The organism is Shewanella waksmanii, from assembly GCF_043643685.1.
Taxonomy (GTDB): domain Bacteria; phylum Pseudomonadota; class Gammaproteobacteria; order Enterobacterales; family Shewanellaceae; genus Shewanella; species Shewanella waksmanii_A.
Genome location: NZ_JBHZSN010000007.1, coordinates 103,940 through 125,827, shown reverse-complemented (window position 1 = coordinate 125,827; position 21,888 = coordinate 103,940). Strand labels below are relative to the sequence as shown.

Sequence of the window (21,888 nt, the reverse complement as noted above, 5' to 3'; positions counted from 1 at the left end):
TAGCCTATCCACCTATTTCTATTCACTGTGGCTTAAATTAAGCTCACCACTAATAAATTTAACCACAAAAACCGCCTTACCCCATTGCTCATGGGCAGCTTCCATCTCCGTAGCTAACATCGCCATCACGTCTGCATACTCTCCACACACCTGTGTCGCCATGGCATTGGTTTTACGTTCAATATTGGCATAACTATCGACTCGACCGATAAACCACTTGATGGGGTCAAGGTAGTTGTCTTTCAGTGGATACATACTAATTTCTGCAGTTAATTTCATTACTTACCCCTTAAATCAAAACGGCGTCCAATGACGCCGCTTTATCATATTTACATAAATTTGACGTTGACAGTGACGCCTAACTGGCGAGGGTCACCATAACGTATGTACTGCTTATCAGCCCAATCTTGATCGGGTTCATTACCAAAATAGAACCCACGAACACCATATTTTTCATCAAATAGGTTTTTACCCCATAAGTAGGCTGACCAAACATCCGTTTCATAACCCACTCGGGCATTAAAAATGGTGTAAGGATCTGAGCGTGAATCGTTACTATCAGAATAATAGAATTCACTCTTGCCACTGGTGGTAATATTGGCAAACCAACCGGAATCACTGCGATATGTGCCGCCTAACGCATAAGTAAAGTTTGGCGAATGAGCCAGTTCACGCCCACTAAGATCGACAATGCCGCCATACTTATCCTGGTATTGATAGTCACCGTAAGCCGTTTCTAGCCAACCTAAACTGGCATAGAAATACAGATTATCAGTGGCGTACCAATTAGCATCAAGCTCGGCACCATAGTTATGTGAACTACCCGCATTTTCAGTATATAGAATAAATTTTTGAGGCTCTTCAGGGTTTTGCTGTGATGCAGAAACCTGTTGATCTCGTCTGTCCATATAGAAAATTGAAAGATTAGTCGACAAATCACCTTGTAACCAAGTTGATTTTAATCCTAGCTCATAGTTGTAAAGGGTTTCCGCATCAAACTCCTTTTTATCACTAAGCTCTATCGGCAAGGACATATTAAAGCCACCGGCTTTGTAACCCCTTGCGATACGAATATAGCTCTCATGATCGTCCGACAACGCTTTGCTTAGTGCTATGTGGCCACCCCACATGGTTTCTGAAGGGGCAAATGCATCACCTGCACTATCTTGGTAATCACTATCTCGGCGTTCTGCACGCAAGCCAAATGACAATGCATATCCTCGACCTAAATCAGAATCAAGTTGCCCAAAAACTGCCAAATTTTTAGCTTCATATTGCGCTTGAAGTCCATCAATCCAGCCGTTATAAACCTCTGTGGTATCGTTATCTTCTTCTAACTGCATACCATAAATACCAAATAGCCAATCGGTGCTGCCAGAGAACCAGCGGCCAGCATCCGTTGAGCTCATTCTAAACTCTTGCGATAAGGTTTTACGATCACCCACTTTGTCCCAAGTGTAATCATAAACACACGCTTCACCGCCACAATCTAAGCCAGCCCAGTAGTCTGAATTAGCCCAGTCACCATCGTAACCATGGTGATGATCAGTGCTGGCATATGAGGTCAGAGACACCAGTTCAAACTGCTCTGCCCCACTGTAGGTAAACTTAAGTGAGCTACCTGTAGTACGTTGCTTATCTACGCCCGGCTCATCGGTCAATGTGTCGAAACCATTATTATCCAACGTCCACGCATCATAGCCGTTACTAAAATCAGCATGCAGCATGGTCAAATCGATGGAAAGATCATCAGTGGCATACCAACGTAACTTGGCCCGCGCGGTAAACTCATCTCTGGCATTGGTATCTTCACGGCCTAAGTACATATTGTTGCGATAGCCATTTTGCTCATGTTGCTGCAAAGATACGCGGTAAAGCAGTTTGCCCGAATCAGTTAATGGGCCAGAGCTAAAACCACTAAAGGTTCTGAGGTCATCATCGCCCATGGACACTTCGGCGCCGTGTTCAAACACATCAGTGGGATCGTTACTCTTTAAATAAATTAGACCTGCAAGCGCATTAGCACCGTAGCGAGTACCTTGTGGACCGCGAAGCACTTCTACCTGTTGCAAATCATACATGCTTGAGATCATGCCTAGGCCTGACATATCAATATCATCAATGATATAGCCAACGGATGAATTCGGTGCCCCCTGATATTCTTCCTGCTCGCCTACACCGCGGATCTGAAAATATTTAGGCCGAGAGCTACCACCAGACCAGTTGAAGTTAGCCACAGAGTTCAGCAAGTCTTCAAAGTGCTGGGCGCCTTCATCTTCAATTTGTTGCTGGTCAATCACAGTAATACTAGACGGCATTTTCTCAATGCTTGACTGACGAAAATCAGAAGTCACGACAATAACTTCCATCTCATCATTGCTGGATACGCTATTATTTTCTGGATTAGCGAAACTGGTGTTACTAGTAAGGGCTGCTACGACAGCAACGGCCACTTTTGAGTACGAACTGATGTTAAACATGGGACCTCAAAATATATCTGCTTGAGATCCGGCACTTTTAGGTAAGAGAGAGTCGGTCTTGATGCAATCATCAAATAGTCAGCCCATTCCTACGCCGGTACAAGCCGGATCAGGTTCTAAGGGTTCGTCTACGACATCTCAGTAACAGTAAAATACCATTACACCCCTTGGCGGCACTGATTATACATGAGTCCTACAAATTGTTGACATCTTTACAGCACTTTTTACTCGCAAGTGCTGTGAAAAACGCCAACCGATTTTTATAGCTAATGCTATACTGATGACTATTTACTTAATTTGAAAATGCTTTTCTTACATAAATCTCATAACGAACAGCATTGGCATTGGGTGCTAGGCCAACCACTTGCATCTGCTGTTTTCCATGTAATTTAACCGACTTCCAGCTAACACCTTCATCCTCAATGGCAAAATCTGCGGCGTCAAACCAAGTAAATTTATACTGCAAGCGCAGATCGGTAGCTACTTGGCTACTTATTAATCCTGCGCCCTGCAGTAAACCACCTTCTGGACGTGCTTTAAGTTGAGTCAGCGTCACTTCATTTGCAAAAGAGCGATTATCAATTCGTGACTCGCCTGTAGAGCTTGCCATAATTCCTGCAGTATGAGGTGCGCAGCCTACTAATACTAAAAGGACGCTCAACATCACTAAAACATGCTTCATAAAATACTCCTATGCATTGGGTAAATAATCTACGAGTGCATTAATCAATTAAAAAGTGCGCTCGCGCAGTAGCAATTAGCTTTTTGCGGTTCGTTTGCCAACAATTAATATTTACATTGGCGACTCGTCTGCCTTGGCGAGTGATTTTACACTCAGCAAAACTATCCCTGTGATGGCCCGCCCTAAGGTAATCAATCGAAAAATCAACAACTTTAGGTACTTTAGTGGTTTGCATAAACACCATCAACTGCACAATCGCTGACATTTCCATAAACCCCGCTATCACACCGCCGTGGATAGCTGGCAAGGTCGGGTTACCAATATTGTCTTCCTTAGCCGGTAACTGAAACACCAGTTCATCACCAAAACGCGACACATTCATACCTATAAATTTCGCATAAGGAACATGGGCTAATAGATGTGAAAAGTCATTAAGTTCGGTTGCTTTCTTAACGATTTCTTTTACATCTAACGGGCTCGAATTAAGCATCATATCAGCCATGTTGATTCCCCATTAACGCCTGCTGAAACTCTTTACCGATTAGTTCCGGACTAATACGCATAAATGAACCAACGGCATGGGCTATCGGATCATCAATCGATTCTTGATAAGCAATAGCCCGAGTAAAAGCCACACTTGAAGACAGCTTGTAGCACTCAGCAAAACCAAAAACAGGCTGGTTGGGCTGCGCCGGTTTCATATAATCTACCCGCAAATCTAAAGTGGGTGACAATTCTAGTGATTGATATTTATCATAAATAGAACACACCACTGCACTGCCACTTGCGGTATCCATCAATGTGGTGATCACACCACCATGGATAACACCCGTATCTGGATAACCAATCAACGCTTCATTATAGGGTAACTCGATTAACACATGATGCTCACTGGCCTCATGGACCTTTAAGCCTAGGCGGCGACAATGGGTTAGTTGATCAACAAAGCGTGTCGCTAACTGTGTTAATGGGAAAAACTCCGAGTTGTCAGGCATGTATTCATTCCCGTGATTAAGATTGCTTAGTTAGCATTGGTCCAAGTGGGCGACCGCCAACAAGATGCATATGAATGTGATACACCTCTTGTCCGCCATGTTTATTACAGTTCATGATTAAACGGTATCCATCTTCTGCAATACCAGCTTCATCAGCCAACTTTGCCGCGACACTCATCATTCGCCCCAGTGCTTTTTCATCCGATGCTTTAATATCATTAGCCGTGGGGATCAAATGATTAGGGATAATCAAAATATGGGTGGGCGCTTGTGGTTGAATATCACGAAAAGCTGTCACAAGATCATCTTGATAAAGAATGTCAGCGGGGATCTCTCTGCGGATGATTTTACTAAAAATAGTCTCTTCAGACATAACAGGCACTCCGTATTGATTGGTTTAATCTTAACTTCAGCAATATACAATAAAATATTGATTAAGTTGAATTACCAACTAACGTTTTGTTGATGATTAACATGTGATTCACGGTCTAAACGATACACATGAAAGTTGGCCATAGTATACGCAAATTTAGCTAGGTTTGGTTTTTTGTGTGCACTGCAGCACACCAAGTGCTGGCTATTTCACCACGCAGTTCACAAAATGCGGGGGAAACCACGACATGTAAACAAAAATCTAAAATTATGCGCTAATTTTATATGTTAATCCGACAAGTTATACATTTGTATAGCGTTAATCATTGACAACTATGTAACCAACCATTTTAATGGCCACTACTCGGCCTTGAATCACCAATGGATGGAAATCTATGTTAACTGATAAAGAACAAGCTTTGCTTGATGCAGCAGCTGAACTCATTGCGGAAAAAGGGATTATCGCGCTAAATATGTCAGATGTGCATAAGAAAGCAGGTTATTCTCGCGCCGCGCAATACCAATCATTTAGTGATAAAAATTCGCTGTTAGCGGCGCTGTGTATGCGCGAGTTAGTTCAGAGCACCGAAGCAATCAAACAAGAAAGATACGAAGACCTCACTGGTGACTTTTCTGTGGTATTACGCCCAGTTGTCTATAACTATTTGAAACTGGCTGATAGATTAATGATTGACTCAGCCTTTAATCAATTACTCAGTGAGACCCAATCATTACCCGATACCGAGCACTGCAATTTTATTAAAAGAGCATTCGGATTCTTAGATGCTGAAAGAAAGCGAAGTATCAAATAGACAACAAAAGGGATGCTTAGCATCCCTTTTTACTTTAAAGCATAGCAGCTTAAAATATTTTACCGCTCTGTATCGCAGTTTGAATTTAGTTACTGGTGCACTTCATGCAAATGAGTCTGTGCCCAAGCGATAGCTTGACCTCGACTCGATACACCAATTTTTCTAAAAGCACGGTATAAATGTGTCTTAATAGTGCTCTCACTAACAAATAGTTGATTGGCAATATCGACGTTAGTGCTTCCTGTCAGCAACGCCTGTAGCACCTCTCGCTCACGAATCGTTAAATTTTCGCTGCTATCAACACCATTGCTATTATCATAACTTGCACTTATCAATTGTGGTGGGTAGACAGTTTTACCACGCAATATGCTGGCAAGCCCTTGGCCAATATCTTCCAAAGACACATCACTGTAAAACACGCCTGCGGTAACAGTTTGCTGAATAAGAAAACGCGCATCGATTTGTTTAGGGTAATGAATAAACACCACCCTTGCTGCATACTCTTTTTCTATATGCTTTTGTAACTGATAGGCTTTTTGTACATCAACAGTAGAGAGGTCAATAATCACGAGCGAATAAGCTCCCTCTCTTATGACACTTTCCATACGTTCGGGAGAGACTTTGGCCAATTTAACAAGGAACTCTTGCGGCCAGCGGGTATCAAGTAGGTCGGCTAATAATTGTGAACGGGTGACAACCACCCAATTGATAACTTTAAACATATGACTCTCTCCTTGACTTGTGATCTGAGCATCCATATCAAACCAAAGTATGATAGCAGTCAAACAACAATTTATTAACCTTTGTATCGACCAAGGCGAATAAATTTCAAACTGGTCAAACCCCATGGTTAATCATCAAAGGCCCAATAGCGCCCTTAGCTAGCAAACTTTAGTGATCACGGTTGTAAATATCGACCCACGGTAAAATACCAAAATTATGTTACAAGCTAGACTAACTAACATCGCACTGCTAACGTCTAAAGCAGTTAAACAAAGCAGTTAAACAAAGCAGTCAAAATCAAAACAAGTGATGTTATAAACACCCAAACAAAAATAGGCTCATTCACTATTTGCGCTAGCAAGAACCCACAAGGTCATCACGCTCTTTTTCGACATAAACAGGATTCACCTCACAAGACATTTCTTAATGAGACAACAAATACGGCTAACCCTATAAACAGTCTGTATGAAATAACTGGTAACAGGAACTAGTATGAAAGTTTACCCCAATGACATCGTCCAACTTGAGTATGAAGCGAGAATAGACTAATAGGCTATTTCAAAATCAGGACTAGTACTTAATTACTATAAAGATAAATATAGGTGCGACAATCTGAAGGCTGAATCACCTCTAAACTCAAAAGAAAAAAACTTATTTAAAATAAATAATTTATGCTTTTCTAGTAATCATTATTGCTAACTACAGCAAAAAGATTTGCCGCAATTAAGCAACCCAAAACGTTTCAAGCTTAGCACTTTATGTTGATTATCCTTCACAAGACGCAAGCAGTTTTACATAGCCTTACCCAGCAAAAATTTACTTATCTGACAACCAGGCCAGCTTTGCCCGGTACTGACGTTCTCGCTCAGGAATCTCAACGTAAACCAGTGCCTTATTCAAAGCTCTTTTCGCTGCTGCAGTATTACCTAATTGATATTCCACCTTAGCTAACTGCAAATAGGCAGGGTAATAATACGCGGTACGCTCAATAAATCGTTCTAAGTAGAGCTTAGCAGCGGACAAATCCCCAGCGTTAATCGCATCATTAGCCACTAGATACCAGCCATAGGGGGACTCATCATCGAGGCGCTGTAACTGCCTTTGTAAATTTTCAGCCCCGTGGGTATCCCCAATACTCAACAACAGAACATAATAATTATTTAAAGTATTGAGCTTGCTCGTTGAACCATTCTCAAGCGCAAATTGATAAAATGCTTGTGCACTTGCGGCATCGCCCATACGCCGATGGGCGATGGCTACCATGTCTAACGCCGGAGCAAAATAAGGAGCATAAGTTATGGCTTCATTTAGCAAAGCCATAGCTTGTACATAACGCCCCTCAAGTAATGCATCAGCGGCAAAATTGCGATATAACATCGCAAAAAATTGTGCCTCGGATATTTTTTCTCCCGCTCTATCGAATCTATCTGGAAAGTAATCGATAACGGTGACCATTTGGGGTTCATCACTAGCACTATTAGGCTGCCCAGTTTTTTCCGACAAGAAGCTTCTAACATGATCAGAGGTCACCATAAAATCGCTATCAATATTAAGCAACATAGGCGCTGTAAACATTCGTTGAAAGCTAATATCTACATCAAAAGCCATTGCAATAGAATAAGACAGCAGCGCTAGCGTCATACAATTACCGTGCATCTGGTCAAATGCCACGTTAGCCGGCAAGTTTTTACCTTCATAATCAAAGTTGACCATTTTACGCTTGATAAACGCAGTTGCTTGTTCACGCTTTGACAACGCTGCGATATGTGGTTGCAGAGCAAATACATTGATTTCTTCAATTTGACGCGGAGTTAATTGGATTAGCTCACGCTTGGTTATCACGTTTTGAGCCGTTAGATTAAACAAATCACTATTAATCGGCGGAGGTGGGGGGTTAATGGCTTGAGTCTTTTGTGTCGCGCATGCAGATAACAGTAACAATGAACAAATGAATAACGCGTTTCTCATCTGACTTCCTTTTCAGTTGTTAATACCTCGCCTTCACGGTCAACTTTTAAACTAACATAAAAAATTCGCCAAACTCAAACAAAAACACCAGCTTTATCGCTGGTGTTTATCGTTATGAAGCCTCATTGATTATTTCAATACAGACTCTGCTGTGCGCCCATCATCATGGCAACTATCACAAGTAGGCTTATCTCCAACATTCATATCATGTGGCGCATGGCAATCAGCACAAACTAGTGCACCATCATGGGGTTGATGCACTGCATCCATCTCTGCCAGAGTACCGTGACAGCTTTGGCACTGCTCAAACTCAAACGCACCATCTGCTGATGGCTCGCCATCTTGGTGACAAGCTTCACAACCATCCATTTCGGCATGCATTTCTGCAAGTTCTTGTGGCTGTGCCATCGCTGCTGGAGATAAAGCTAATGCCGCTAGGCCCGCACCAAATAAAGCACTTAGTATTTTTTTGCTCACAGTATATTCCTCATTTTACAACCACATAGTAACGACTTATTTGATTTGGCTGCCGTTATCTTGTGATCGAATTCTATAGCACGACTTAGCTAAACGTAGCTAAGGAGACGCTAATTCGCAAACTTTGTTGGGCGCAGAATACTGTCTCGTCATCAGCGAAACCGTGCGCTACGTCAATATTACCGAGAAAATATGACTAATAAACAACACGATAGTGACGGCTGTCACAATTTTTGTATGCAAAAGTGAATAAATAACAGCTTTTTTAAGATTAGATTAAGGCTGGCGCAACATAAAAACTACAACTTTGGAGGTATCTACAGATTTTTCATTGCAATAAAAAACGGCAGTTTATCGAGTAAACTGCCGTTTTATCACACTAATTAATCCAGCTGCGAAGTATTAACGAGCTTGTAGTGCAGCAATACGCTTCTCTAGCGGCGGGTGGCTCATTAGTAGCTCAGCCATCGATTTCTTACCGTTGATGCCAAATGCAGCCATATTAGCAGGCATTGCCCCTGTTTCTGGGCCTTGACGTAAACGGTCTAGCGCAGCAATCATCTTATGCTTGCCAGCGAGCTTAGCACCACCTTCGTCAGCTTTGTATTCACGGATACGTGAGAAGTAAGCAACAATCATTGACGCTAAAATACCAAATAGCATATCAAGTACAAACACGACTGCCATGTAGGCAAACATGCCTAAACCTTCGCCTTCTTCATCGTTACTAGCAACAAAGTTATTAATAATGCCAGCTACAACACGGGCGGCAAAAATAACAAAGGTATTCACCACGCCTTGAATCAAGGTCAATGTCACCATATCGCCGTTGGCTACGTGGCTCACTTCGTGTGCTAGTACCCCTTCAATTTCGTCACGTGTCATGCCATAAAGTAGACCACTACTTACCGCAACTAACGAGTTGTCTTTGCTTGGACCTGTTGCAAACGCATTAAGCTCTGGCGATTGGTAAATCGCAACTTCTGGCATTTTGATGCCAGCTTGCTCTGCTTGACGGGCTACCGTTTCAACTAACCAACGCTCAGTTTCATCACGAGGTGTGGTGATGACTTCGCAACCCATGGTTTTCTTTGCCATCCACTTAGAGATAGCCAAACTGATAAATGCACCACCAAAACCAAATATGGCAGCGAATACCAGTAAGCCACCCATAGTCGAAGTATTAACTCCGAGGATAGACATTACAATTGACGCAACTAGCAAAACTGCCATATTCGTTGCTATCAACAAAAAAATACGTTTCATGTACGCTCCTTTAGATCGTAACCACTATTGGTTAACTTTACACTCTTAAGGACATAATATGTCCCCAAAACTAGAATTCAAGGGGAGAAGAGTAAAAAAATGTATAGATGCTTATAACCCGTACGATCTGTTTTACTACTCACACTTTGAGCAAGCGCAACAGTCTAAAATTAAACAATTAATTGAAACTTAAACGCGATTTTAGTTAGCCTTTATTTAAGCTAATTTAGCATTAAATTTGGTTAATTTTATTCCGTTAGATTGTGGTTAATCGTTCAAGCTTAATTTTCAAAGTTAGTCTGTAGCGCTGAAATATCAAGGTAAGTGGCTGCTTGGTACACATTACCACCTGGTACATGGGGGATAATACCGAGACAAGGGGCAGACATCATCTGATGTAAAGAGTCGATGTTTTCTTCAAGGCAGCTCATGTGAGGATCCACTAAGTTGCCCACCCAACCTGCTATCTCAACGCCATCGGCTTGCAGCGCTTCTTGGGTTAACAGTGCATGGTTTAAGCAGCCCAGCTTTAATCCCACAACCAAAATCACTGGATATTGTTGCTGCACCACCACTTGTGACAGGTATTCCCCCTGCCCTAATGGCAATCGCCACCCACCCGCACCTTCAACTAAGCCAAAGTCGACCCCCTCAAAAGGCACTTTTGCCAGCGCTTGATGAATAACATCACAGGTCAATGCCAAGCCTTGCTGTTTGGCTGCGATATGAGGAGCGATTGCGGGTTCAAATGCAATCGGATTAATAATTTGATAATCCAAAGCAATATTGGCATGCGCTATCAATGACAGCGCATCACTATTTCTCAGCCCCGAAGGCGTGTGTTCACAGCCTGACGCAATCGGCTTAACGCCCAAGGTAGAGCCAAGCTCACTAAATCTGTATAGCAATGCACTGGCAACTAACGTTTTGCCACAATCGGTATCAGTACCCGCAATAAAATAGACCATAACCTTACCTATTCACTCAAAATTCGCCGAGACGGCTAATAACAATGCCGCCTAACCTCTCGGCGTATTAGCGCTTTTGTGCGCAAACAAAAACGATTTTATAACTCAGCGGCATGCCTTCTTGTGTCCGAAGTTGAGATGCTTTTTGTTGCAATGCTTGCCAAGATCGACGTCCACTTAACACCGGTTTACTCTGTGTGGCGTTAGCGGTGTGGGTTGAAGCGCCAACGCCTTTGATTGAGTACAGCAGTTGCTTTAAATCATCAAAATAGCAGGTGAGAGTCTGCGTCTCGTGCCAAGCCAGCTGCCACTGCTGTTTATTGAAAGATTTTAGAATGGTTTCAGCGGTCAAAAATGGATTCACATGTAAACCCAACTGCTGTAATTGTGGCAAGCTTCCCTGGGTAACGATGGCAATATTGGCATAGCCTCTAGGTTGCAATACCCGCTGCATTTCAGCAATGGCCAAGGATAGATCATCACACCACTGCAACGCCAAGTTCGAATATATACCTGCAATAGATTGCGACTGGATAGGTAGACACTCAGCGTTAGCGCAAATCGGCAAGAAGTTGGTTAGCTGCGCCCGCGCCTGCTGCAACATCCCCAAAGCAATATCAACACCAGTTGTATGGCTGACCCCTTGAGCTGCCAACGCTGTGCCAGGGCCACAACCAATATCGAGCATACGACTGGCAAAGCGCCCATGCTCAAGCAGCACATCGCGGCTCATGCGTTGCAATGCATCATGCTGCGCATACTGACCTGCTGCGGCAGAGAAATGACGCGCTATCTGTTCATCATGGAGCTCCACCGATTGAGCGCAATCGCTATGGTGTTTATTAGTTGCTGACCCGCTAATCACTACTTGGGGTTCCTTGTTAATCAGTTACAGGTTGCTGGGCAATCTGAGCTAGCTCAGCGGCAATGACATCAACCAGCTTAGTAATTTGCTCGGCACTATGCAGCGCTGATAAGGTTACTCTTAGCCTAGCACTGCCTTTAGGCACGGTCGGTGGTCGAATTGCACCAACAATGAATCCTTGCTGCTTTAATTTATCGGCCAACTGAATCACCTGACGATTACCGCCAACAATAATCGGCTGTATCGGTGAGTTTGAAGCAACTAAACTGACTTGGCGGTGCTGACAGCATTGTTTAAAAAGTGCAATGTTCCGGTGCAACTGCTGACGCCGTGAAGTTGCTGTTAAGCTTAGTTTCACTGCGTTATAGGCAATATGGGCATTTAATGGTGACAGGGCTGTGGAGTAAATATAATGACGAGCATTAGCAACTAAATAGTCAATTAACAGTTGGCGGCCTAAAATCGCCGCGCCTTGGCAACCTAATGCTTTGCCAAAGGTCACTATTTGCACGTCACACTGCTGATGAGTAAGCGCTAATATCGGCGCATTAAGCGTCTGCTGCTCACCTGCACTTTCTTTAGCTGGGTCGGCATCATGGTGAATACCGAATCCGTGGGCATCATCCACAATCAACCAACAATTAGCCTGCTTGGCCAGTTTGTTCAATGCGTCTATCGGTGCACTATCACCATCCATACTAAAAACGGACTCGGTGACAATTGCACTAGGTAATTGTTTCGCGGTTAAATGCGCAGCATGGGCAACATCATTATGCTTAAAGCGGCCAAACTTGGCTTTACTATGTAATAAGCCGTCAATAATCGATGCATGCACCAAGCGGTCACAAATAAGATAATCTTCGCGGTCAAACAAGGTCTGCATTAACGCGCTATTGGCGCTAAACCCCGAACAAAACAGCAATGCTGCTTCGTGCCCAGTGGTTTCACATAATAACTGCTCTAGCTGCTGGTGCGCTTGGCTATAACCCGTGACTAATGGTGATGCCATGGCCCCGACGCCATACGCATCAGCGGCATCCTTGGCAGCCTGTTTCAAACTTTGACTACTCGCCAGGCCGAGATAATCATTACCACTAAAATTGCAGTATTGCTGTCCATCATGACTTAACATGACTGACAACTCATCCCCGACTGGCTGCATTAACTTACGTTGACGCAAAGCGTCACTTTGTGTTGCAGCAGCCATAGAGGCCTGTAGTTTTGTTCGCAGCAATGGGTCCATTAATTCAATCTAATCACAGCGCGGCGGCATCATAAAACTGACTTGTCTGTTTCGCTTTAATCGCTTCTGCTTTGGCAAACACTTGCTTTTCTTCTTCGATTTTCGCAGCAGGCCCTTGCTCTGGATGCAGTCCAAGCCGTTTAAATAATGTCATGTCTTTATTTTCTTCAGGATTCGCTGTGGTCAGCAGCTTACAGCCATAGAAAATTGAATTTGCACCGGCAAAGAAACACATTGCTTGCAGTTCATCTGTCATGCTTTCTCGCCCTGCTGACAAACGAACCCGAGAATGTGGCATGGTGATCCGCGCCACGGCAATAGTCCGCACAAACTCCAGCGGGTCTAAATCATCTAAATCGGCAAATGGGGTGCCCGCCACTTTAACTAACATATTAATGGGCACCGAGTCTGGGTGCTTCTCCATATTAGCCAGCTGCTGTATTAGGCCTGCACGATCGGTAGCCTGCTCGCCCATGCCTACAATACCGCCAGAGCACACTTTCATACCTGAAGCACGGACATTCGCTAAAGTATCTAAACGTTCTTGGTAAGTGCGCGTGGTAATAATATCGCCATAGTATTCAGGCGAGGTATCAAGGTTGTGGTTGTAGTAATCCAGCCCGGCATCGGCCAACTCTTGTGCTTGATGGGCTGACAACATCCCTAATGTCATACACGTTTCCATCCCCATGGCTTTGACTTCACTGACCATATCCTTAAGATACGGCATGTCGCGTTCATGGGGGTTTCGCCACGCTGCGCCCATACAAAAACGTGAAGCGCCTGCTGCTTTGGCACTTCTGGCCTCAGTCAACACCTTTTCAATCTCAAGTAAGCGCTCTTTTTCAAGACCAGTGTCATAACGTGCACTTTGTGGGCAATACTTACAGTCTTCAGGACAAGCGCCGGTTTTGATAGACAATAAACGACTAATCTGAACTTCATTGGGATCATAGACTTGGCGGTGGATTGTTTGTGCTTCAAACAATAAATCGTTCATCGGTTTAGCGAACAACGCAAGTATTTCTTCACGTGTCCAATCGTGACGCAGTGCAATATCCGACATGGTTACAACCCTTTATAATCTTTGAAGTGCCAGCTTAAAGGCTATTTTTATTTAAGTTAATGTTGCTTAGCATACCTTGAAGTCGTAACCTGTCAACGTAATTATTTATAGTAAGTTGACTAACGATTAATTTTTAATCAAAAAAATACGAGATAATTCGAAGATGACTAACTGCAGCGAAGGCTATCATAACGGCCCTATTGATTATCAATTCGATTCTGAACATATATGGCACCCCTACAGCTCAATGTTACACAGTCAAGCGGTGACGGGGGTTGTTGCAGCACAAGGGTGTGAATTGATACTTGATGATGGTCGCCGCCTAGTCGATGGCACCAGTTCTTGGTGGGCTTGTGTTCACGGCTATAATCACCCAGTCATAATCGAGGCAATGCAAACTCAACTGCATAACTTAAGCCACGTCATGTTTGGCGGCATCACTCACCCACCCGCTGTCGCCTTGTGTAAACGCTTAGTGGCGATGAGCAGCGACTCACTCACTAAAGTATTCTTAGCCGATTCTGGCTCCATTGCGGTGGAAGTCGCCTTAAAAATGGCGTTGCAGTATTGGCAAGGACAAAACCAGCCACAGAAACAGCGAATTTTGACCGTAAAAAATGGTTACCATGGTGATACTTTTGCCGCCATGAGTGTGTGCGATCCCGAAGGCGGAATGCATACCATGTTTGGCAATGCAGTGACGCCACAATTATTTGCCCCTGCACCACAAAGCAAGTTTGATGGCGATTTTGATACCAGCGACCTTGAGCCCATCGCACAATTGTTATCGCAACAAGGCAACGAGATTGCCGCGGTGATTATAGAACCTATCTTACAAGGCGCAGGGGGAATGCGTTTTTATCACCCCGAATACCTACGCGGTTTACGCAAGCTATGCGATCGCCATAACGTGTTACTCATCTTAGACGAAATTGCCACAGGCTTTGGTCGCACCGGCAAATTGTTTGCCTATCAACATGCTGATATCGAAGCCGACATCCTATGTTTAGGCAAAGCCCTTACCGGTGGCTACATTTCACTGGCCGCCACGCTATGCAGTGACAAAGTAGCCCAAGGAGTGAGTGAGTCACCCTCTGGTGTCTTCATGCATGGGCCCACCTTTATGGGCAACCCTCTTGCCTGTGCTGCTGCTTGTGCAAGTTTAGATCTGCTTGCGCAAAACCAATGGCCACAACAAGTTAGCAATATAGAAACGCAACTGAAGCAACAGCTCGCTACTGCAATTGACTACGCCGCTGTCACCGATGTTAGAGTACTAGGCGCCATTGGCGTCATAGAGATGCAACACACTGTCGATACTGCGGCGTTGCAGAGCCGGTTCGCCGATTTAGGTGTATGGATCCGACCATTTGGCAAACTGATTTATATCATGCCGCCCTATAGCATCAGCCCTTCACAGCTTAGTCAGCTCACTGACGCCATGAAACAGGTGGCAAAACACATCAGTGACACTGACATTGACAAGCATCATCAACATCAAGCCGAGGTTAAGTTTGTTAGCCACGGATAAACTATCAGATAATGAGTTTGCATGGGTGATGGCAGCGTTGCTGCCATCACAGTAAATGATTAATCGAGTAACACATCTAGCAACTGACTTTGATTCGATTTCGGCCATCTGATTTCGCACGATACAGCGCCGTGTCTGCAGCGCACAATATTGCCACCGCATTCGGGTACTCACCCATTTTTTCTACCGCGATTCCCTGACTAACACTGACCCGTACAGACGGATGAAGTCCAAGCTCGGTAAAGACTAAGTTGTTGATGGCATGCTGCACTTTTTTAGCGGTTAATTCAGCCGTTAGCTGATTGCAGTTCGGCATAATTAAAGCAAACTCTTCCCCACCATATCTCGCCGCAATACATTGATCGTTAGGCAAGACTAACTGCAACTGCTCTGCAATCATTTTCAGGCATCTATCACCATTAACATGACCAAATCGGTCATTAAACAGCTTAAAGTAATCAACATCGATCATCACTAAACTCAATGGCTTAAGCTCGGTGGTGATTTTTGTCCAGCAATGTTGCAATACATCATCAAATGCATGGCGATTGGCAAGCCCTGTTAATGCATCGGTACGTGCTTGATGCTGTAACTTGCGATATTCGGACTTATGATGACTTAAGTCGTGCATCACACCAATAAATAATGGCCGTGCCCCTGTTTGGGATTGTGGAATACATGACAGGGATAAATCGACTTCTAATTGACTATCGTCGGCACTATCAATCACCACCTCTTTGGGACCATAGTAAAAGGTTTTACTGCGGCTGGTTTTCCAATGGATAAACTTAGCTAAGTAATCATCACGGTATGTCTCTGCTAGAAAAGCGCACCAAGACTGACCAATTAACGCCTCTTGTGCATCACCAAAAATCTTAGCAGCCAAAGGATTCACCATTTCAATGATCCCTTCATCATTCACCACAAATATTGCTTCTGATACATAAGCAATTACCGTGCTGAGCGCTTGCATAAAATCGATATTAGCATCGGAGGGTAATAGCGCATCTGCGGCACTGCGCATGGTAGCGTTGGCACAATGCTCGTTATCGCCATATAAACGCGATACCTTCAGTGGTTGCTCTTCGGTATTGTTATCCTCAGTGGTGCCATTTATTGGATAAAACTGAGTTATCGCCTTGGGCTGCGAAGCGGATGTTGATAACTCATTTACCCACTTGGTTATCGCCGACGGCTGTGATTTGGATGGTGTATCTATCATGGTTGCTCTCCCTGTCACCCTGTGTCGATATCATTGTTTACCTAAACTTGGCATTGATACCTAATTTGATGACACCCATTTTGCAACAAAGGAGCAAGAGTTACCTTCTGATTACCTTCCGAATTAACTGTATGTTTTTATTATACTAAACTATCAAAAAAACCAAACCTTCTGAGTTACTTCCGTATATTTTAGAGCTCGTTTCACTTGTAATTGCATAATTTACTGCGCAGTAAGGCGTTAAAGTCATGGTGAAAGTGACCATATAAAAATGCAATCATAAGACTTATTAAGTGCTAACGAACTATGTGAGGGGGTGAGTGAATGGGTCTACCATTTAGGGTATTTTTCGACGCATCAAGTGAAAAGAAAGCCCCGTTTGGGGCTTTACATTAACTACAACTACAAATGGTCATCGGTTTATAGTGGACTTTAAAAGGTTGGGTCATTTTTCACTTGTGGATCTGATGATTCCACAATATTCCCCTCTGCATTTACCAATAGTAACTTTACTCCAATGATGCCAGCATTAATATTTGAATCTTTAATTGTTAGCCGGTAGCCCCCCTCTTTTACTTTGAAAGAGGTTACATCATCTAAAATCGATGGTGGATTTTGATTGGCTATTGGAAACACAGCTCCTGCGAAGGAGTAGCCCAAACTTTTTTCTTTGTCGAGCAAGTAATTTATCTTGCTGCTCATTTGAGTCACCGTAACCATTTCTGGTTTAAAATTAACCGTAACTTTCCCACCAATTTCAGTCAACCAAACCATTACATCTAATTTTTTATCGCCCATTTCTAACCTCCTCTGTTATAAAATACTCACTCACCAAATTTTGCCCCTTCACCAAACTGGATAAATCATCTGTAGAACTCAATCGGTCTTTACATCTAACGCTATCAGCATATGGGATAACATATTTAGGGTTTTGATTAAGCAATTGCAAATCATATAGTTTTTTACTAGCTGACGTACAAAGCTCAATCATCTCTACCACATCTTTTTCATGGGCACTTTTTTCAGCAGAAATTAGATCAATAACCGAGCTGAGTCTTTTGTACTCCATACTTTCAGCATTGAGCTCCAAGAGAGCATCAACGAACTGACGACTTTTAGCTAAATATTGTTCGCTTTTCTGAATTCTGCCGTCCCTAAGATAGTTCAGTGCAAGTAGGTTGTTGAGTAGCAGCTTTAAATGCATTTCTCGCCTACTATCCTCCATTAAGCCGGCTGCGCGCTTCAAGGTATTTAGCAATTCTTCTACTCTAAGAGTCCTCTGATAAACCATATTTGGGTCTATTTTTATCAAATGCAGCGTCACTACAAATAGCCTTTGCTGCCAAAACCTATTTTTATTATCTTTATTTACCACTGCTTTAAACAAGTGATAGCTTTGCAAACCCGTATTAACAGCATCTTTCGTACGCCCGATATACATGTATTGGATAGATAAATCATGTAGGCTCATAGCTATGTTTTCTAACAAATTGGCATTTTCAAATATCGAGTCGTCCATACTCAAATATTCCGACTTCGTTATCTCTAGATATTCTATGCTTTGAGCCAAATTGCCTGCCGATAACTCTGAATCAGCCAACCAAGATCGTGTATCAATGAGATCTGCAATCAAAACTGGATTACCTTGATCGGCTGCTAACGCCGTTATTTTTAACTGTAAAGACTCTTCAAAAAAATCTTTTGCCTGCTTAAACTCCTGGCGCTTCATCAACAACGACCCTAACGAGTTAGTCGCATAAGACAGCTCCATTAACGCATCGGCATCATTTGGGGCAATTTGGTACATCTGCTGACTGTATTGATAATACAGCTCAAAGAAAGGCTGAGTGGCTTGCCAGTCACTGGCATCATATTGGATCTGGCCAAGCCAGAAGGCATTGGCGCCCAGAGTTTTAAGTAACTCAAGGTTTTGCGGCTGCTCAGTTAATAAGGCTTCGAGTTTGCTTTTAGCACTGAGCAGCGCCGCAGTGGCTTCATCGATTTTTCCTCGTGAATAAGCCACCTCCCCCATAGCTTCGAGGGTTTGACCATGTTGAAAGCGGGCATCAAAACTATAAAGGCTGGTATCACTGGTATTGGACTGCTCACTGAAATACTCCAGCGCTTTGTTGCTGATACCGTCGAGTAAATCCATTCGTCCAATGCCACGCAGTTTATCGGCAAACTCGCCCACCATGAATCCCAATAAGTTTTCCGCTGCCAAACGTTTTTCCAATGCACGATTTTCTGCATCAATACTTTTTACAGTCATTGAAACGGACGTAATCGTCAGCATAATCAGCAGCAAAACTGTGCCGCGTAAGGTCCAGGTCTTTACATTCTGCCGTTGAGATGAAGCACGAATAAACTCGCTTTCATCAGCATTAACACTGAACAAGTTGCTCGCAACGAGTGCTTGCGCTTCTTGCAAAGGTTTACCTGCCGGTAATAGATAAGCAGGACTTTTGTGCTCATCTTGCCAACGCTTTGCCAGGTAATGCAGCCTCGACTTAGCCGCTAAACTTTCTTGGTGATCAGCAATCCATTCAGTGGCCCTAGGCCAACGGCGTAACAGCGCTTCGTGGGCAATACTAAAACATGCGGCTTCATTTTGTAGGTGTGAGACAAACAAGCGGCTGTCCACCATGGCTTGTACTAACGCTTTTTCAGCTTCGCTGCTGAGTAAACTCCAGCGGCCACTGCGACTGGTTATACTGGCATCATCGTGTTGCATGGTTACCAATTGCGATAACACTTGCGGCAAGCATTCTTTTTCCGCGTCGCTGAGCGCGGCGATCGCTTGTTCGGCATTTTTACCTATGGCACCTTCGATACCGCCTAGTTCTTGATAAACCGACACCAACAAATGACCGCGGTCATCACGATTTAAATACAGCGCTTGCAAGGTATATTGCAGCATTGGTAAACAGTCTTGACTCATCGCCGCATCATCACAAAGTTGTTCATCGAGCGATATGCCAGTAACGGGATCGACTTGCCACTCCAGTTGCGCCGCTTGTGCCGGTAGGCGAATCATCTGTAATAGTTCGGCACGGTTGGGCGGTGACAGATCGAAATGCGCCCCTTTTGCTTTACCCGCCATTAAGGGTTGATAAGCCACTAATTGTGGATAGAAGTCGTTACGACAGGCACTGATAACTAAAATGACACCAGAAGTCACGAAACGCTCGATAAGCTCAACAAATTGCAGTCTTACCGCTTCGCTGTACAAAGGAGAAGAAAGCAACACTTCCAAGCGATCAATAAACAGCGCCAACATCGAAAGATGATCAGCTTGTTCTTGTAACACCCGCTTGCAATGCTTAACAATTTCTTGAGGTCGTTCAACTAGCTTCTGGGCAAGCTCCTGCGCACTTTCACCATAAAATACCGCAGTGCCTTTGATCTCCCAATCAAGAAGCACACTCGCGAGTTCTAAAAACAGTTGATGAACGCCAACGTCAGCAAGATCAAGGCTTGTATAACTGTTAACTTTAATCCCGTTATAGCCCTGCTCTGTCATCAAGTTAGGGATCACCCCTGCTTGTACTAACGATGATTTTCCGCTACCACTGGGCCCCAACACTAAACAAAAGCTACGACCAAAGTGCACTTGATTAGCGATGCGATCGAGTAAGGTATCAACCTGGGCTTTTCGACCAAAAAACACGTCGGCGTGCTCAGCATCAAAAGCTTGTAATCCTGGAAAAGGAGAACCTTTTTGCCAAACATTAGTTTGTGCACCTTGCTGATCTCCCACAAGGTACTTTACCGGGGCGACGGTTCGGTAACCGCGTTTACGGATGGTTTCGATGTAAATCGGTGAGCTAGCGCTATCGCCCAGGGCACGGCGTAACTGATTAATGACTTTATGGAGCGGGTTGTCACCTACATCAAAGTCCGGCCAACAATGACTGACTATCTCATCACTACTGAGCACATCACCTTGGTGGTGACACAACAACTTGAGTACGTCCATCGCCTTGGGCTCAAGTTGTTTTACGGTATCGCCAGATCGAACCCGATTAGATTTCGGGTCTATTTGCCAATCACCAAAATAAAAGCTGGTCTCGTCCATTGAATTGCCTACTCAGTAAGCTCAGCTACCTTAGCTGACAACAGCAAATCTTTGTAAATAGGATAGTTATTAAGTATTAGCCTATATGCTGAACCTACTCTAATAGGCGAGCGACAGCGATGTCAAATTTCACTGTCGTCCAGATTAAAAACGGTACTTTCTTATGAGGGATGGGCAGAAAATTGACCGGTCACTTTACAGGTGTGTTTACTCAATTTAGCTTGTAGCTTGGCCTCAGCAAAGCGTTTTGCCGTATAGGCTTCAATTGCGCTGCTATAGCGGCGTACTTTTACACCGTTTGCCTGCACAATTTCAACCTGATACTTGTTATCAACTAACTGGACACCATCGGGTAATTTCATCGCCTCTCCTCAACCGCAGCTATTTCACCACGTTACCGTTTATTAGCGATTGAGATATTACCAACTATACACATGTATATCAATATGCGTATTTAGGTAATAGTTACTGCTTTAGCCAAACTTCCACTTCTTTAAGTTCACCTTCTTCAATGCGTTTGGTGTGAAGCAGAGTTTTATCGGCTAGTTTTTCGATACGGTATTCAAAAGAAAACGCCTGACCTTGTTGGGCGCCAAAAGAGTTAATTGATAAAAACTCCGTGTAATGGGTGGCGGTCACTTTATACTTACCTGCACCTGCGGCCCAAAACTCCGGTTTAGGTACATCGGCTGCAATACCTTTGTTGGCAGGAGCCTGCTTAATCGTGGTGAAACTAAAGTAGCCATCAGCGAGAACTTTGATCGCCTGCAGGTGCAGATCTGCATAATCGTGCCACTGACCTTTATCATCAACATACTTACCTTGCTGCAACTGCCAAGCGCCTTGCAGTGGATCGCCATTTTGTAGTTGGTTTTGTGTCACTAAGGGTGCTGTTTTAGCCACTTGAGGCGCTGTTTCAGCTTGTGTCACAATAGAAGTGCATGCCAGTGCGGCAGATAATGCGCTGACTTTAGCAATTGATGACAACGAAAGACGGTAATGACGTGAAAAATAACGGCGTGGTAATTGAGAAGGTATATACGGCATAGTGTCAGCATCCTGCTTTGATAAAAACACCTAAAATGCCAGTGGCTTAGCTATATCGCAACCCACAGTCGTTGAAAATATTTTTCTCTAAAC

21 protein-coding genes and 1 riboswitch are annotated in these 21,888 nt (G+C 43.7%); of the genes, 2 read left to right on the top strand and 19 right to left on the bottom strand.

Annotated elements, in window-relative coordinates:
• Positions 1-18: 18 nt before the first annotated feature.
• The 6 genes from ACHUFW_RS12755 to hinT all read right to left on the bottom strand — a co-directional run bounded on the left by ACHUFW_RS12755 (position 19) and on the right by hinT (position 4,530).
• The gene (locus ACHUFW_RS12755) at positions 19-279 is read right to left on the bottom strand and encodes a YkoF family thiamine/hydroxymethylpyrimidine-binding protein (protein WP_394203583.1); all 261 of its coding nucleotides are present in this window, start codon (positions 277-279) and stop codon (positions 19-21) included.
• Positions 280-329: 50 nt separating this feature from the next.
• A complete protein-coding gene (locus ACHUFW_RS12750) occupies positions 330-2,480 on the bottom strand; it encodes a TonB-dependent receptor (RefSeq protein ID WP_394203581.1) in 2,151 nt (716 codons plus the stop codon).
• Positions 2,481-2,549: 69 nt separating this feature from the next.
• Positions 2,550-2,658, bottom strand: a riboswitch (TPP riboswitch).
• 114 nt (positions 2,659-2,772) lie between these two features.
• Positions 2,773-3,162 (bottom strand): YcfL family putative periplasmic lipoprotein, encoded by a 390-nt coding sequence (locus tag ACHUFW_RS12745; protein ID WP_394203579.1) that lies wholly within the window; start codon positions 3,160-3,162, stop codon positions 2,773-2,775.
• A gap of 40 nt (positions 3,163-3,202) precedes the next feature.
• Positions 3,203-3,664, bottom strand: coding sequence for a PaaI family thioesterase (locus ACHUFW_RS12740; RefSeq protein WP_394203578.1), 462 nt, complete (start codon positions 3,662-3,664; stop codon positions 3,203-3,205).
• Complete coding sequence (locus tag ACHUFW_RS12735) at positions 3,657-4,157, bottom strand: PaaI family thioesterase (protein ID WP_394203576.1); 501 nt, start codon at positions 4,155-4,157, stop codon at positions 3,657-3,659. Before ACHUFW_RS12735 ends, ACHUFW_RS12740 begins: the two co-directional genes overlap by 8 nt.
• 16 nt (positions 4,158-4,173) lie before the next feature.
• Entirely contained in the window at positions 4,174-4,530 is a 357-nt protein-coding gene (gene hinT / locus ACHUFW_RS12730) for a purine nucleoside phosphoramidase (protein WP_394203574.1), read from the bottom strand.
• 394 nt (positions 4,531-4,924) lie between these two features.
• Between hinT and ACHUFW_RS12725 the strand changes: the two genes are divergently transcribed.
• A complete protein-coding gene (locus ACHUFW_RS12725) occupies positions 4,925-5,341 on the top strand; it encodes a TetR/AcrR family transcriptional regulator (RefSeq protein WP_394203573.1) in 417 nt (138 codons plus the stop codon).
• Between the two features lie 89 nt (positions 5,342-5,430).
• Here the strand turns inward: ACHUFW_RS12725 and ACHUFW_RS12720 are convergent, their stop codons facing one another.
• From ACHUFW_RS12720 to bioB, 8 genes are all read right to left on the bottom strand, one after another.
• Positions 5,431-6,063, bottom strand: coding sequence for a LuxR C-terminal-related transcriptional regulator (locus ACHUFW_RS12720; protein ID WP_394203571.1), 633 nt, complete (start codon positions 6,061-6,063; stop codon positions 5,431-5,433).
• Between the two features lie 817 nt (positions 6,064-6,880).
• Positions 6,881-8,032, bottom strand: a complete 1,152-nt coding sequence (locus tag ACHUFW_RS12715; protein WP_394203570.1) for a tetratricopeptide repeat protein — start codon at positions 8,030-8,032, stop codon at positions 6,881-6,883.
• Between the two features lie 129 nt (positions 8,033-8,161).
• Positions 8,162-8,509, bottom strand: a complete 348-nt coding sequence (gene cctA / locus ACHUFW_RS12710; RefSeq protein ID WP_394203568.1) for a tetraheme c-type cytochrome CctA — start codon at positions 8,507-8,509, stop codon at positions 8,162-8,164.
• A gap of 402 nt (positions 8,510-8,911) precedes the next feature.
• On the bottom strand, positions 8,912-9,775 hold the full coding sequence (gene htpX, locus ACHUFW_RS12705) for a protease HtpX (RefSeq protein WP_394203566.1): 864 nt from the start codon (positions 9,773-9,775) through the stop codon (positions 8,912-8,914).
• 281 nt (positions 9,776-10,056) lie between these two features.
• A complete protein-coding gene (gene bioD / locus ACHUFW_RS12700) occupies positions 10,057-10,743 on the bottom strand; it encodes a dethiobiotin synthase (RefSeq protein WP_394203564.1) in 687 nt (228 codons plus the stop codon).
• A 67-nt stretch (positions 10,744-10,810) separates the two neighbouring features.
• Positions 10,811-11,608, bottom strand: coding sequence for a methyltransferase domain-containing protein (locus ACHUFW_RS12695; RefSeq protein WP_394203563.1), 798 nt, complete (start codon positions 11,606-11,608; stop codon positions 10,811-10,813).
• Positions 11,609-11,624: 16 nt separating this feature from the next.
• Positions 11,625-12,851 (bottom strand): aminotransferase class I/II-fold pyridoxal phosphate-dependent enzyme, encoded by a 1,227-nt coding sequence (locus tag ACHUFW_RS12690; protein ID WP_394203562.1) that lies wholly within the window; start codon positions 12,849-12,851, stop codon positions 11,625-11,627.
• Positions 12,852-12,864: 13 nt separating this feature from the next.
• Positions 12,865-13,917, bottom strand: a complete 1,053-nt coding sequence (gene bioB, locus ACHUFW_RS12685; RefSeq protein ID WP_394203561.1) for a biotin synthase BioB — start codon at positions 13,915-13,917, stop codon at positions 12,865-12,867.
• A 163-nt stretch (positions 13,918-14,080) separates the two neighbouring features.
• Between bioB and bioA the strand changes: the two genes are divergently transcribed.
• Complete coding sequence (bioA, locus tag ACHUFW_RS12680; protein WP_394203559.1) at positions 14,081-15,448, top strand: adenosylmethionine--8-amino-7-oxononanoate transaminase; 1,368 nt, start codon at positions 14,081-14,083, stop codon at positions 15,446-15,448.
• A gap of 76 nt (positions 15,449-15,524) precedes the next feature.
• On the opposite strand, the gene ACHUFW_RS12675 is transcribed toward bioA, so the two are convergent.
• From ACHUFW_RS12675 to ACHUFW_RS12655, 5 genes are all read right to left on the bottom strand, one after another.
• Entirely contained in the window at positions 15,525-16,670 is a 1,146-nt protein-coding gene (locus ACHUFW_RS12675; protein WP_394203557.1) for a GGDEF domain-containing protein, read from the bottom strand.
• Positions 16,671-17,102: 432 nt separating this feature from the next.
• On the bottom strand, positions 17,103-17,468 hold the full coding sequence (locus ACHUFW_RS12670; RefSeq protein ID WP_394203556.1) for a DP-EP family protein: 366 nt from the start codon (positions 17,466-17,468) through the stop codon (positions 17,103-17,105).
• Positions 17,458-20,748, bottom strand: coding sequence for an nSTAND1 domain-containing NTPase (locus ACHUFW_RS12665; protein WP_394203554.1), 3,291 nt, complete (start codon positions 20,746-20,748; stop codon positions 17,458-17,460). Before ACHUFW_RS12665 ends, ACHUFW_RS12670 begins: the two co-directional genes overlap by 11 nt.
• Before the next feature lie 161 nt (positions 20,749-20,909).
• The gene (locus tag ACHUFW_RS12660; RefSeq protein ID WP_394203552.1) at positions 20,910-21,110 is read right to left on the bottom strand and encodes a hypothetical protein; all 201 of its coding nucleotides are present in this window, start codon (positions 21,108-21,110) and stop codon (positions 20,910-20,912) included.
• A gap of 103 nt (positions 21,111-21,213) precedes the next feature.
• A complete protein-coding gene (locus ACHUFW_RS12655) occupies positions 21,214-21,795 on the bottom strand; it encodes a hypothetical protein (protein ID WP_394203551.1) in 582 nt (193 codons plus the stop codon).
• Positions 21,796-21,888 lie beyond the last annotated feature (93 nt).